Annotated in this window: 6 protein-coding genes and 1 tRNA gene; 5 read left to right on the plus strand and 2 right to left on the minus strand. The window is 64.2% G+C overall.

The genetic code is table 11. The features are described 5' to 3' along the window. Window positions 1-3: 3 nt before the first annotated feature. The 4 genes from lgt to pyk all read left to right on the plus strand — a co-directional run bounded on the left by lgt (window position 4) and on the right by pyk (window position 9,018). Window positions 4-1,185 (plus strand): prolipoprotein diacylglyceryl transferase, encoded by a 1,182-nt coding sequence (gene lgt / locus AC50X6_RS18105; protein ID WP_494967533.1) that lies wholly within the window; start codon window positions 4-6, stop codon window positions 1,183-1,185. A 172-nt stretch (window positions 1,186-1,357) separates the two neighbouring features. Continuing rightward, window positions 1,358-5,974 carry a glutamate synthase large subunit gene (gene gltB, locus AC50X6_RS18110; RefSeq protein WP_494967534.1) on the plus strand — a complete coding sequence of 1,539 codons (4,617 nt, stop codon included), beginning with the start codon at window positions 1,358-1,360 and terminating at the stop codon, window positions 5,972-5,974. Continuing rightward, window positions 5,967-7,424: a glutamate synthase subunit beta gene (locus AC50X6_RS18115; protein ID WP_494967535.1), complete on the plus strand. Its 1,458-nt coding sequence runs from the start codon at window positions 5,967-5,969 to the stop codon at window positions 7,422-7,424. The genes gltB and AC50X6_RS18115 overlap by 8 nt, the downstream gene beginning before the upstream one ends. 97 nt (window positions 7,425-7,521) lie before the next feature. Beyond that, window positions 7,522-9,018 (plus strand): pyruvate kinase, encoded by a 1,497-nt coding sequence (pyk, locus tag AC50X6_RS18120; RefSeq protein ID WP_494967536.1) that lies wholly within the window; start codon window positions 7,522-7,524, stop codon window positions 9,016-9,018. Window positions 9,019-9,161: 143 nt separating this feature from the next. Here the strand turns inward: pyk and AC50X6_RS18125 are convergent, their stop codons facing one another. After that, entirely contained in the window at window positions 9,162-9,767 is a 606-nt protein-coding gene (locus AC50X6_RS18125; protein WP_494967537.1) for an ANTAR domain-containing response regulator, read from the minus strand. Between the two features lie 205 nt (window positions 9,768-9,972). On the opposite strand from AC50X6_RS18125, the gene AC50X6_RS18130 reads away from it, so the two are divergent. Further along, a tRNA-Leu gene (locus AC50X6_RS18130) sits at window positions 9,973-10,053 on the plus strand. 1,164 nt (window positions 10,054-11,217) lie between these two features. On the opposite strand, the gene AC50X6_RS18135 is transcribed toward AC50X6_RS18130, so the two are convergent. Beyond that, on the minus strand, window positions 11,218-14,931 hold the full coding sequence (locus AC50X6_RS18135) for an NACHT domain-containing protein (RefSeq protein WP_494967538.1): 3,714 nt from the start codon (window positions 14,929-14,931) through the stop codon (window positions 11,218-11,220). Between the last annotated feature and the right edge of the window lie 198 nt (window positions 14,932-15,129).

Raw genomic sequence — 15,129 nt, forward strand, 5'->3', positions numbered from 1 at the left:
GCAATGCAGTCAGTCCTCCACGCGGCAGTGATGATTCCCGCGAGCATTCCGAGCCCGGACTGGTCCGGCTTCGACATCCCGCTGCCATGGGGGGCACTGCGCATCCATGCCTACGCCCTCTGCATCCTGGCGGGCATCATCGCGGGCCTGTGGCTGACCTCCGTCCGCTGGGCACGGCGCGGCGCCCCGGAGGGCAGCGTCTGGGACATCGCCATCTGGGCCATTCCCTTCGGCATTATCGGCGGCCGGCTCTACCATGTGGTGTCCTCACCGGACGCCTACTTCGGTCCGGGCTTTGACGGCACCGGTGACCTGTCCCTGATCCCGCAGCTCCAGCGTGGCGGACTGGGCATCTGGGGCGCCGTGCTGCTCGGCGCCGTCGGCGCGTGGATCGGCTGCCGCAGGGCCGGCGTCAAGCTGACCACGTTCGTCGACGCCGCGGCGCCGGGGCTGTTGCTTGCCCAGGCGATCGGACGCTGGGGCAACTACTTCAACCAGGAGCTCTTCGGCGGCCCCACCACCCTTCCGTGGGGACTGCAGATCGACGCCGATAACCCGAACTTCCCGGCCGGCATGGCTGCAGACACCCTCTTCCACCCGACCTTCCTGTACGAATCGCTCTGGAACCTCGTGGGAGTGGTGATCCTGCTGGCACTGGACCGGAAGTTCCGCTTCCGCCTCGGCCGCCTGTTCTGGCTCTATGCCGTCTACTACACGCTGGGCCGGGTCTGGATCGAAGCGATGCGGATCGACGACGCCGAGCAGATCACCCTGTTCGGGATCACCACCCGGCTCAACGTCTGGACCAGCATCTTCGTCCTCGTGGCGGCGCTGATCGCCTTCATCCTCCTGGGCCTGCGCAAGCGCGACGATCCCGATACCCCGTACCTGCCCGGCCGCGAGCCGTCTGGGACAGCGGACGACGCCGGTAAGCCGGCCGCCGTTCCGGCCGAGGCTGTTCCCGGCTCCAGCGACGATGTCCGCCATCCGGACTCTGCTGTCTCAGATGGTGAATCGGATGGTAGTCTGCGTGATGATCAACGCGGTCCAGGCCACGCTCCTGCCCCAGCCGGAGCGTCAATGGAATCCACCGGCGGCACCACGCCGGCCGCAGGAAAGCCGGCGGCCGTTACACCCGGCCGGCAGGCCACCGGATCCGCGCCGGAAGCTGAGGGTACCAAGTAGCTCAGCGCCGGCGAACCGCGTGACTGTTCGTCACGCGTAACTGTTCGAACAGAAGGCCGCGCTGGCCTACAATTCCAGTTAGTAAGACTTTGTTGTGCCCGTCACACCGGCGCACCGATCCGGGCCAACGTTGTCCCTCCCATACGCACGATCAGGAGGAAGGACGTCTTCCATGACCCAAACCCTGCACGGCCCCAGCTGGTCCGAGCCGGATCAGCCGGCCGCCGCCATGTCACCGTTTAAGCGCTTCGCGGCGCTGCCGGAAGCCGCCGGACTCTACAACCCCGAGCAGGAGAAGGACGCCTGCGGACTCGCCATCATCGCCACGCTGCGGGGGGAGCCGGGGTACGACATCGTTGACGCCGCGCTGACCGCCCTTCGCAACCTCGAGCACCGGGGCGCCGTGGGCGCCGACGAAGGAACCGGCGACGGCGCCGGTCTGCTCATGCAGGTACCGGACGAATTCTTCCGCGCGGTCACCGACTTTGAGCTTCCTGCCCCCGGCCAGTACATCGTGGGCACGGCTTTCCTCCCCGCCGAACAGCGCGAATCCGACGCCGCCAAGGCCGGAATCGAACGCCTCGCCGCCAACGAGGGGCTGACCGTCCTTGGCTGGCGTGAGGTGCCCATCGTGGCCGACCTCGTGGGCTCCATGGCCCGGGCGTGCATGCCGTACTTCTGCCAGCCGTTCTTTGCCGCGAGCACCGGCGAAGTCCTCGAGCGCAACGAACTAGACTCCCGGGCCTGGCGCATCCGGAAGCGCGCCCAGAACAAGTTCGGCGTCTATTTTCCCTCGTTGTCCTCGCGGACCATCGTTTACAAGGGAATGCTGACCACGGCCCAGCTGGAGCCGTTTTACCCGGACCTCTCGGACAAGCGCTTCAAGACCAAGCTCGCGATTGTCCATTCGCGCTTCTCCACCAACACGTTCCCGTCCTGGCCGCTGGCCCAGCCTTTCCGCACCATCGCGCACAACGGCGAAATCAACACCGTCAAGGGCAACCGGAACTGGATGCGCGCCCGCCAGTCGCAGCTGGCCAACCCGCTGCTGGGCGATTCGCCGGAGGAGCTGTACCCGATCTGCACCCCGGGCGCCTCCGACTCGGCGTCGTTCGACGAGGTAGCGGAGCTGCTGTGGCTCTCCGGCCGCCCCATCACGCACTCGATCATGATGATGATCCCCGAGGCGTGGGAAAACCACGCCACGATGGATCCCGCCCGCCGCGCCTTTTACGAGTACCACTCCCTGCTGATGGAACCGTGGGACGGCCCCGCCGCCGTCTCCTTCACCGACGGCAGCCTGGTCGGCGCCACCCTGGACCGCAACGGACTGCGTCCCGGCCGGTACTGGATCACCGAAGACGGCCTGGTGATCTTCGCCTCTGAGGTCGGAGTGATCGACGTCGAACCGTCCAAGGTGGTCAAAAAGGGCCGGGTTTCGCCGGGCAAAATGTTCCTCGTGGACACCGAGGCCGGCCGGATCATCGACGACGCCGAAGTCAAGGCCGAGATGGCGGCCGCCAACCCCTGGTCCGACTGGGTCAAGGACAACCTGATTGACCTGTTGGACCTGCCGGAACGTGAGCACGTGCTGCACACCCCGGCATCGGTCAACATCCGCCAGCGCACCTTCGGCTACACCACCGAGGAACTGAAGATCCTGCTCGGCCCGATGGCCCGCAACGGTGCCGAACCCCTCGGTGCCATGGGCTCGGACACCCCGGTGGCCGTGCTCTCCAAGCGGCCCCGGCTGCTCTTCGACTACTTCGTGCAGTCCTTCGCCCAGGTCACCAACCCGCCGCTGGATGCCATCCGCGAGGAGCTCGTCACCTCGCTGACCTGCGCAATCGGCCCCAACGGCAACCTGCTGGACACCAAGCAGGTCCGGCAGCCGCAGGTTTCACTCCCGTTCCCGGTGATCAACAACGACCAGCTGGCCAAGATCGCGAACATCGAGACCGCCGACGGCGACAGGGTCGCCATGAAGGTCCGCGGCCTCTACCGCCCCGAAGGCGGCGAGAACGCCCTGCGCGCCCGGCTGACGGAAATCTGCGAGCAGGTCTCCGGCGCCATTAACCGCGGCGTGCAGTACGTGGTGCTCTCGGATCGTGACTCGAACGCCCAGTGGGCGCCCATCCCGTCCCTGCTGCTCGTCAGCGCCGTGCATCACCATCTGCTGCGCAGCGCCAACCGCACCAAGACCGCGCTGGTGGTCGAGGCCGGTGACGTCCGCGAGACGCACCACGTGGCCGTGCTGATCGGCTACGGCGCCTCCGCCGTCAACCCTTACCTGGCCATGGAATCGGTGGAGCAGCTCATCACTTCCGGCGACGTCGTCGGGGTTACCCCGCAGGACGGGGTCTACAACCTGATCAAGGGCCTCGGCAAGGGCGTCCTGAAGATTATGTCCAAGATGGGCATCTCCACCGTGGCCTCCTACACGGGCGCCCAGACTTTCGAAGCGCTGGGCCTGGGCCAGGATCTGGTGGACGAGTACTTCTCCGGCACGCACTCGCAGCTCGGCGGAGTCGGCCTGGACGTCATTGCGGCCGAAGTCTCGGCTCGCCACCGGATGGCGTACCCCGAGAACGGCATCGAAGTGCCGCACCAGGCTTTGATGGGCGGCGGCGAGTACCAGTGGCGCCGCGACGGTGAGCCGCACCTGTTCAACCCGGAGACCGTCTTCCGGCTGCAGCACGCCACGCGTGAGCGCCGCTACGACATCTTCAAGGCCTACACCCGCGGCGTGGATGACCAGTCCGAGAACCTCATGACCCTGCGCGGGCTGCTGAAGTTCAAATCCGGGCTGCGTCCCGCGGTCCCGCTTGAGGATGTGGAGTCCGTCTCCAGCATCGTCAAGCGCTTCTCCACCGGTGCGATGAGCTACGGCTCCATCTCCAAGGAGGCGCACGAGACCCTCGCGATCGCGATGAACCGGCTGGGCGGCAAGTCCAACACCGGCGAGGGCGGCGAGGACGAGGACCGCCTGCTGGATCCCGAGCGCCGCTCGGCCGTCAAGCAGATCGCCTCGGGCCGCTTCGGCGTCACGAGCCTGTACCTGTCCAACGCCGACGACATCCAGATCAAGATGGCGCAGGGCGCTAAGCCCGGCGAGGGCGGCCAGCTGATGGCGCAGAAGGTCTACCCCTGGGTTGCCCGGACGCGGCACTCCACGCCCGGGGTCGGTCTCATCTCCCCGCCCCCGCACCACGACATCTACTCGATCGAGGACCTCGCGCAGCTGATCTATGACGCGAAGCGGGCCAACCCCTCGGCCCGGGTGCACGTCAAGTTAGTCTCCGAGGTGGGGATCGGCACGGTGGCCGCCGGCGTCACGAAGGCCAAGGCCGACGTCGTGCTGATTTCAGGGCACGACGGCGGCACCGGCGCTTCGCCGCTTAACTCGCTCAAGCACGCCGGTGTGCCGTGGGAGCTGGGTCTCGCCGAGACGCAGCAGACCCTGATGCTCAACGGGCTGCGCGACCGTGTGGTGGTGCAGGTGGACGGCCAGCTCAAGACCGGCCGCGACGTGGTTATCGCCGCGCTGCTCGGCGGCGAGGAGTTCGGTTTCGCCACCGCCCCGCTGGTGGTCTCCGGCTGCATTATGATGCGAGTCTGCCACCTGGACACCTGCCCGGTGGGCGTCGCGACGCAAAACCCGGAGCTGCGCTCCCGCTTCAGCGGCAAGCCGGAATTTGTGGTCAACTTCTTCGAATTCCTCGCCGAGGAAGTCCGCGAGATCCTGGCCGAGCTCGGCTTCCGGACCATCGAGGAAGCGATCGGGCACACTGAAATGCTCGACACCCGCCAGGCGATCAACCACTGGAAGGCCGAAGGGCTGGACCTGGACCCGATCCTGCACGGCCTCGAGTTCGACGACGACGCCCCGCTGCGCAACCTCACCGGCCAGAACCACGAACTGGACAAGCACTTCGACCAGCGCCTGATCGCGATGGCCGCCGAGGCCCTCAGCGACCGCACCCCGGTGAAGATCGTCCTCGACGTCATCAACACCGACCGTTCCGTCGGCACCATGCTGGGCCATGTGGTCACCAGGACCTTCAGCACGGACCTGCTGGCGACGGACACAATCGACATCACGTTGACCGGCACGGCCGGGCAGTCGCTCGGCGCCTTCCTGCCGGCCGGCATCACGCTGCGGTTGTTCGGCGACTCCAACGACTATGTGGGCAAGGGGCTCTCCGGCGGGCGCATCATCGTCCGGCCGGACCGCACCAACGTCTTCCCGGCGGAGCGCAACGTGATCGCCGGCAACGTGATCGGCTACGGCGCGACGAGCGGCGAGATGTTCCTCCGCGGCCAGGTGGGCGAACGCTTTATGGTCCGCAACTCAGGCGCCACGGCGGTGGCGGAAGGAATCGGCGACCACGGCTGCGAATACATGACCGGCGGCCAGGTGCTCATCATCGGGCGCACCGGCCGCAACTTCGGTGCCGGAATGTCCGGCGGCACGGCCTACGTGCTTGACCTGCAGACCGAACGCGTCAACAAGCAGGCCCTGGAGTCCGGCGAGCTGCAGCTGCACGAACTGGACGCCGAGGACCGCGACATTGTCCACGGACTGCTGGTGAAGCACTCCGAGGAGACCGGATCGCTGCTCGCGGCCCGGCTGCTGGAGAACTTCGACGACACCGCAGCCCGCACAACCAAGGTGCTGCCGCGCGACTACGCGGCCGTACTGCAAACCCGTCTCGACGCCATCGAAGAGGGTCTTGACCCCGACGGCGAAGAAGTGTGGGCACGAATCCTGGAGGTGACCGGTGGCTGATCCACGCGGATTTCTGAAAGTACGCCAGCGCGAAACCCAGCCCCGCCGTCCCGTTCCGGTCCGCATCATGGACTGGAAGGAAGTCTATGAGGCTCAGGAAAAGGGCGTACTGAAGGCCCAGGCCGGCCGCTGCATGGACTGCGGTGTGCCGTTCTGCCACCAGGGCTGCCCGCTGGGCAACCTCATCCCGGAGTGGAACGACCTTATCTGGCGGGACAAGGGTGAGGAAGCGATGGAGCGGCTGCACGCCACCAACAACTTCCCCGAATTCACCGGGCGGCTCTGCCCGGCGCCCTGCGAGGCGTCCTGCGTGCTGGGCATCAACCAGCCGGCCGTCACGATCAAGCAGGTCGAGGTCTCCATTGTGGACCAGGCCTTCGAGAACGGCTGGGTCAACCCGCTGCCGCCGGCCAGGCTCACAGGCAAGACGGTCGCCGTCGTCGGTTCCGGCCCCGCCGGGCTCGCCGCCGCGCAGCAGCTGACCCGGGTGGGCCACACCGTCGCGGTGTACGAGCGTGACGACAAGATCGGCGGGCTGCTGCGGTACGGCATCCCCGATTTCAAGATCGAAAAAGAGCACGTCGACCGCCGGCTCGAGCAGATGAAGGCCGAAGGCACCCGCTTCCGGACCGGCGTCGCCGTCGGCACGGACGTGACCTGGGAGCAGCTGCGCCGCCGGTACGACGCCGTTGTGGTGGCCACCGGCGCCACTGTTCCCCGTGACCTGCCGACCCCCGGCCGGGAGCTCGAGGGTGTGCATTTCGCGATGGACTACCTGGTCCCGGCCAACCGCGTTGTGGCGGGGGAGACGGTGGAGAACCAGATCAATGCCGCCGGCAAGCACGTCGTCATTCTTGGCGGCGGCGACACGGGCGCGGACTGCCTCGGCACCGCGCACCGCCACCAGGCCGCCTCCGTCACCACCCTGGCGATCGGCAAGCAGCCCCCGGCGGAGCGTGCCGGCCACCAGCCGTGGCCAACTTTCCCCACCCTCTTCGAAGTTGCCAGCGCCCACGAGGAAGGCGGCGAACGCACCTATCTCGCGTCCACCGTCGAGTTCGTCGGCGCGAATGGCAGGCTCACCGGAGTGAAGGTGGCCGAGACCGAATTCGTGGACGGCAGGCGCCTGCCGAAGGCGGGCACCGAGCGGATCATCCCGGCGGATCTGGTCCTGCTGTCCCTGGGCTTCACCGGCCCGGAACCGGCCGGGATCACCGAGCAGGTCAGTGCCGGGTTCGACGGCCGCGGCAACGTGGCCCGCGACGGCTACTACATGACCAGTACGGAAGGCATCTTCGTTGCCGGCGACGCCGGCCGCGGCCAGTCCCTCATTGTCTGGGCCATCGCGGAGGGGCGCGCCTGCGCCGCCGCGGTGGACAAGTTCCTGATGGGCAGCACCATCCTTCCGGCCCCCGTGGCGCCGACCGACCGGGCCATGGCCGTCCTGTAGCCGGCCGACGGCTCCCAACAGCCGCGGCTTCAAACGGCCGCCGGACGTTCACTCCCGCAACAACTTAATCCATGCAATCGAATACTAAGGTAGGTAAATGAGACGCGCTAAAATAGTGGCCACCTTCGGACCGGCAATCGCGAGCTTCGAGAACACGCTTGCCGTGCTGGAAGCGGGCGTCGACGTCGCCCGCATGAATATGAGCCACGGCGACTACGCCGTGCACGACATCACCTACGGGAATGTCCGCAAGGCGGCAGGACAGCTTGGCAAGGCCGTCGCCATCATGGCGGATCTGCAGGGCCCGAAGATCCGGCTGGGCCGCTTTGTTGACGGCCCGCACCTGCTGGCCGTCGGTGACACCTTCACCATTACCACCGAGGACGTCCCGGGAACCCAGGACATTTGCTCCACCACGCTCAAGAGCCTCACCCAAGATGTGAAGGCCGGCGACGCCCTGCTGATCGACGACGGCAAGGTGGCCCTGCGTGCCATCGACGTCGACGCCGTCAAGGTGGTCACCCAGGTGATCGTCGGGGGATTCGTCTCCAACAACAAGGGCATTAACCTGCCCGGCGTCGCCGTCAACGTTCCGGCGCTGAGCGAAAAGGACGAGGACGATCTGCGCTGGGCCATGCGCCGCGGCGTAGATATGATCGCCCTGTCCTTCGTCCGTGATGCCTCGGATATTACCCGCGTCCACGAGATCATGGACGAGGAAGGCCGCCGCGTGCCGGTGATCGCCAAGATCGAGAAGCCGCAGGCCGTGGAGCAGCTGCCCGAGATCATCGACGCCTTCGATGCCATCATGGTGGCCCGTGGCGACCTCGGCGTGGAGCTTCCCCTCGAGGAAGTGCCGATCGTGCAGAAGCGCGCCATTGAACTGGCCCGCCGCTGGGCCAAGCCCGTCATCGTGGCGACCCAGGTGCTTGAGTCCATGATCGACAACCCGCGCCCCACCCGTGCCGAGGCCTCCGACTGCGCCAATGCCGTGCTCGACGGCGCCGACGCGGTGATGCTCTCCGGCGAGACCAGCGTGGGCAAATTCCCGATCGAGACCGTCAAGGTGATGGCCCGGATCATCGAATCCACCGAGGTTCACGGCCTGGAGCGCGTTCCCCCGCTGGGGACAAAGCCGAAGACACGCGGCGGCGCCATTACCCGTGCCGCCGTCGAAATTGCCGACCAGCTGGATGCGAAGTATATCTGTACCTTCACCCAGACGGGAGACTCCGCGCGACGCCTGTCGCGGCTGCGTCCGATCCGGCCGGTTTTCGCCTTCACCCCGGTGGAGCATGTCTGGAACCAGCTCGCCCTGACCTGGGGCATCCAGCCGGTACTGGTCCCGATGGTGGGCCACACCGACGAAATGACGGCCCAGGTTGACCGCAGCCTCCTGAATATGGACCTCGTCGAGGACGGTGACATGGTGGTCATCGCCGCCGGTTCGCCTCCCGGAAAGGCCGGCTCCACGAACATGCTGAAGGTCCACAAGGTGGGAGACCTCGCCGACGCCGGGAGCCATGGCGAGGCGACGGTGACCCGGGACAAGGTGGGCCCCTGGCCGGAGAGGCAGAAGAACAGCCAGGCCTAGTCCCTCCGGCCCGGCGCAGGCTCTGACAAAAGGGTTCTGACATACGGTTCTGACAAAAGGTTCTGACAAGGGAGGGTCCCCGCTGCCGGCGGGGGCCCTCTTTTTTTTGCTGCGTGATTCTTGTATGCTGCGCGCGAGTAGGGCTAGTTGACCTGGTTGATGATGGTCTCGGCGACCTCGCGCATGCTGAGGCGGCGGTCCATCGAGGTCTTCTGGATCCAGCGGAAGGCTTCCGGCTCGGTGAGGCCCATCTTGGTGGTCAGGAGGCTCTTGGCGCGCTCCACGAGCTTGCGGGTGGCGAACTGCTCCTGCAGGTCGGTGACCTCGCTTTCGAGTGCCTTGATTTCCTCGTGGCGCGACAGGGCGATTTCGAGGGCGGGTAGGAGGTCCGCGGGGGTAAAGGGCTTGACCACGTAGGCCATGGCTCCGGCGTCACGGGCGCGCTCCACGAGTTCCTTCTGGCTGAAGGCGGTCAGCAGCACCACGGGGGCGATCCGGGCCTTGACGATCTTCTCGGCGGCCGTGATGCCGTCCATGATGGGCATCTTGACGTCCATCAGGACCAGATCCGGCCGGAGTTCTTCGGCAAGCTGAACGGCCTTTTCGCCATTGTCCGCCTCGCCGACGACGTCGTAGCCTTCGCCCCGGAGGATTTCGATGATGTCCAGGCGGATGAGGGTCTCATCCTCGGCGACAACGACGCGTCGCGGCGGCTTGGACGTGGGGTTTGGCTCCGTCTGTTCTGACACGGGAACTCCTTGGAAAGGTACGGCGGGAACTGGACCATCTACGGTTTTGCCCGCTGGTGTACTTGGACCTGTTTGGTTCGATGCGGCGTCACTGGCGCGATTCTGGAATTCAGCCTATCTGCATGTAGAGTAATTCCGCGCACTGGAAGCGATCGCGTTGCTCACAGCACTGTGGTTGAGCGATTGTTACACCGGTGGAGTCCGCGCCCGAGTGGCGGAATGGCAGACGCGCCGCACTCAAAATGCGGTATCGAAAGGTGTGTGGGTTCGAGTCCCACCTCGGGCACAGCATTCCTCCTCGTCAGAGGGGTTTTTGCTTTAATGTGTGGACATTGACCCTGCTCGGGTCCCTCTGACTCTGGCCGCGGGCGGTGCCTGGCGCCGCGGTGGCCTATGAAGTTGTGTGGGTGGCGGGTCCTAGCCCTGGCTGGTGGGCGCTCCGCTGCTGGGATCTGGGGTGATTGGGTCTCCTTTCTAACCCTTTTGGTGGCCGTGGTTGGCCTTCACCTCTTCATGTCCCGGGGTTGTGGTGAGGACATGACTAGAGGGAAATTTCTTCAATATTTTCGCCTCGGTTCGCGTCTTTCTGTCGACGCGAAGCGTGGGTTTGGGGCCGAATGTCCGTCCAAAGGGGTGAGGACAGTGTCCACACATGGTTGCTGAGCCAAAGCAGGGTGTGCACAATGTGCACACCCCTTGGTCGCCCAGATCGCGGCCGTCCGGCGCGGGGGTGCCGGCGGGCTGGGGTTCGAAGCGTTTTGATCAGGGAGTCCTTGACGCCGAAGACAGAGTCGCCGATCAGCCACCGTCCGGGTGTGGCGTGAACCTGAAAGGTCAGGCATGGGTCAGCCTGAAGATCACCCGGATTCATCCGCGCGGAGCCAGTCAGTGGCAGGAGGAATCGGCCGTAGCCTCGCGGCATTGGGTCAGCCAGATACCCATACCTGCAGAGTCTCCGTCGATGGCATGGTGATGTCCTCCAACACTCCGGTGGGTCCTATGTACTTGCCAGCTGCAACCCAGTGGCCCCGTTTTCAATTGGCACTAATGGCCCTATTTTCGGTTGGCGTTAACACGGTCACTACCACGGCAGGGAGCGCTGGACTGGTCCACGTGCTGTGGACTGCCGACGACAGTGACGTCTTCGGCACCTGGTTCCCATCCCGGGCATACTCCGCACTGCTGGAACGGAGGGGTAGCTGCCGTTGGTGGCTACGTGGCCGGGGAAACCCGCGACGGTACGGTCTGCTTTCCCGGGGAACCCACGCCGGTACTTCCCAGGACTGCGGGACTTCAAAACTAAGGAGTCTGGGGATCCGGTCAGTGCGTCTTCGAAGGAGCCGTTGCCGTCTGTGAAGTTGGCCCTAGGATGACATTGACGCAGTGCTCTACGGTGTCTTCTCACAGCCGAGCTACTCAGCCCGCCTAATGGTTGGGATGGGATATCTGCCTAAAGGCGTTCGGATTGCGCAATTGCATCGTCGATGCCGTAGACGCCATGCTCCATTAACAGATCGAGAACATCGAGAAGAGCAGCGCGGTGAGCGGGATTCCGCGACTGCGCGAGGCCTCGCACAACAAGCTCGCTAATATATTGCGCATCGCCGGCAGCTCCCGTGCGAATGTCGGCGGCATCCCGGCCGAAGACATCTACGAACCGTTGCGCGGCTTTCAGTACGAGGTCGTCGACTTTGTCCGGGGCGTATTGCAGTGTCAGGAGCAGCTGAGGTGTGGCGTGGTCATACGAAGGTGATTCAATGAGCGCACTCAGGAGTTCAGTGAACGGGCGCAGCGGTTGTTCACGAAGGTGCGTGGCGACCTGTGCGGCAGCTTGTCGCACGTCGTCTTCGTTGTCGTTCATGAGCCGTATTAGAGTGGCGGTTGCCAGTACGGCATTGGATGTGCGATTTACGCGGCGCGCACAGGCTCCGGCGGCGCCCTTGCGCACGGGTGCATCTCCCGCGAGCACTTGGTCCATCAGTGCAGGCCGTCCCCACTCCAAGGCCGCGAAGGAAGCGATTATTCCGCCAGCTTCACGCGCCTCGCTGTCCAGCGAAACCAGCATTCGTTGAATCACGGGGTCAATGATCTCCGGATTGACGTTTCCGATGTAGAGCATCAGCTGCTGCACCGACTCAGCGGCAAGCAACTGGTCGTCAGCGTCGATCAACCGCTCGAACGCGTCTAACGCGTCCGGCCGCGCATGGCGAAGCGAAGCCGCCACAGTGTGCGCGACGCAAGAGCGAACGCTGTGTACTGGATCGCTGGCGAGTGCCTTCAGATGCGGCCGAACCAGCTCAGTCCGCTCACCATCGACGTCGTAAATTAGCAAGTCGCCAAGCGATTCAGCCAAGCTGCCACGTGCAGTGTTGATCCCGTTCATCCGCATCTCCGCAGCACTCCTACCGTCGTCTCCATCGCGGATGACGACGGGCGAATCGTCCGTTGGGTCGGGGGAACGCAGGGCTCGATCTCGTAGTAGCTCCACGAGGTCGAGTGGCACGCTGCGGCAGTACCGCCGGAGAGCCATCCCGAGCCATCGGTCAGTGTCTGGATGCCCCAGCGAGACGATATGGCGGACCGCGTCGAAGATGAGCGCGGCAGTCTCATCAGCAGCCTCGGCATTGCCGAATCCCATGAGGACCGCATCCGTGTAGGAGGGGTTGATATCTGGTGTCAACTGCAAGGTGAGCCGCGCGAAGCGTGCGGGGTTGGCGGCTACTCCTTCCCCCAGCACAGATGACAGTTCATGCGCCCCACCTGTGAATGTGTCCCAGTTGGATTTGTCAGAATCGTGTACAGCCATAGCCCTTAGCCATTGCTTATCAGTCATCTTCTTGGACGATTCCGAGCTGATCGGCGGTCCGAAAGTGCCGCTCGTCATCCCACGGGGTTTCGAAGGTGCGTCCTGCTGGAACTTCCGTCGATATTCCCCTAGTCGGCGCGCGCCTCGAGGGCTGAGTCGACTCTCATCAAGTGCCGATAAGAATGCAAATGCAGAACTGCCATTGTTCAGCCGGCGATCGTATGGGTCGCGGAGATCTCGGAACTGCTCCTCAAGCTCCCCGTGTTTATCGTCATTCAGATATGGTGCAATCGCGCGGGCAAGTTCCCGAGCGACCCAGCCGGCGCCCGAAATGTAGCCGAAGTCGAGTCGCTTACCGCCCTCGAGTAAGAGTGCGGCCCCCCACTCGGCGAAGGTCGTGCCCCCTGCTGTGAGTGCCCGATACAGCAAAAACTGCGCTGCCTCGTGCGGATCTGCCGCAAGGTCATCCAGAATCGGCCGCACATACTCTGGCGCGATCTCCACGAGCTTCTCTAAGGCACGAACTGACCCTGCCAGCAGCGCGTCATCCAGCTCGCGGTCATTGATGTTGCCGACTTCGAACCTGGCGCTGAAATGCCGATCACGAAGGGCGGTATCTTCGTTCGGTAGATCCGAAGTGACCGCCATAACGCTGCATAGATAAGGGACGATTGTCTGCACAAAGGCAAGCGGTTCAGCGGATGCAGCTTCGCGGACAAGCTCGGAGGCAAAATGCTCGCGGAGCCCCAAGGCGGCTACTTTGCCATCTTCGTTAAGGGCCAGCGCCTTGGCGTGATCGATCAGTCGTGCCTGAAGCAGCTCGATGGCCCAGAGCGTCTGGTGCCTGGCCAGCCCGTGAACGGTGAGCCAAAGTTCGTGTTCGTTTGCGTCGAAGTCCCCCTGCCTGACTGCAGCAAGCATTAGATCGAAGAGTCCTCTGTTTCTATGCACATCTGCGTATCGCACTACCCAGCGCAACCAGTTGTGGTACTCAGGTGCGAATTGGCGGGCGGTCAGCAGTTCGGCAAGAACGTCGGGGTGTTCCTTGGCCGCACTGATCATCAGGTTGAGGGCACGTTCCCTCAGCTTCTGGTCCGAACCATCAAGCCAGGCGGCGATCCATCCCTGCTCATAAAAGCGCAAGAACCACTGCGCGCCGCGCAGGCGCTCCCATAAACGGGCTTCAAAGCGCGGCTTCGTTGCGGCTACCCTCAAGACAGCCGCAACATCTTCGCTCGTCGGCGCGGGAAGATTAGCCAGCACCGCAAGCACGGTTTCTTTGATATGGAAACGAATTTCGGAGCTGGCGAGAATCACCTCAACTTGTTCGCGGAATCGATTAGCCTCGCGCTCGTGGAGGTGCTGCAGGATCTGCCGAACTTGTGCCCTCCGGAACAGCTCCTGCTCATCGTGGAGGAGAAAGTCCACCAGCGACTCCGAGCGGGACACCCACTGCCGAGCGAAGGTGTAGTCAAAAAATGCCTCATGGAAGAACGCGATGCGATCGCCGTCTCGGGTCAGCACGTGCTCGGAGACGAGTACCTTAGCGTCTTCGATGAGATCTCCCTCATCGAGTACCTCGATTGGGACGGACAGCACTTGGCGATCACTGGCGGCGTTGGCGACACGGCTAAGCACGTCGTTGAACCGTACGGCAGTGCGCCTTGTACGTACCGCTTGTCGCTTGCGTTCCCAGAACGCCTCGAACAGTGAACCCTTGGACTGGAAGGCCAAGGCGTCGTCCTGCGCTGCAATCGTCTGCAGGAGTACCAGATGGAGGGGCGTCTGAAGCAATACGCGCTGCGAAATACTGAGCCGCGCCGAGTCTAGTCCCATATGTGCGACAGCGACGTCTACTGCCACTGCTGGCAGCAGTCCGACCTGCGTCGTAGAGATGTCGGAGCGTCCGGCAAGCGCACGAATCCGATGGTCGTTCTCGATATCGAACTCACGACACGCGAGGATGACGCGAATCCCGACCACTGAAAGGGCTTCGCCGATGAGGTCCATGACAACGTCGAAACTCTCTGGCATACGGCCTGAAGCAAGACTGACCGCGTCGAGCTGATCCACGACGAGATACGCGTTACGACCTTCCGCGGCCACCGCCAGCGCAACGGCAGGTGACGTATCGAGACCCAACTGTCGACCGAGGCCCACCGTCGAAGCAAAGGAGTCCAACCGATCGAGGCGAAGAGCGAGCACTTCGGCACCGGCTGACGTAAGTGACGCGACAGTTTGTTCCAGGACTGAACTCTTACCGCCTCCGGCCGTCCCAGTAATGAGACCGAGCCGGTTAGCATTGAGCGCCTCGACGATTTGCGCGACCTCCGTTCGCTCGATAGGTGGCTGCAGCAACTCACGCTGGATTGCTGCGCGCCAACTGTCGGTGATCGCAAGAACCTCCTCATGCGAGGACTGTTGCGAACCCCCTACGTGTCAGGGTTGGGTGAGGCCAGCAGCTCGTAGCAACTTCGTCTAATTCGTAGGGCGAGAATCAGGAACATCACCAATGTCTATCTCCACGATTTCCCCGGTGCGGGAAGATGGGTCCAT

This window comes from Pseudarthrobacter sp. HLT1-7 (assembly GCF_059383435.1).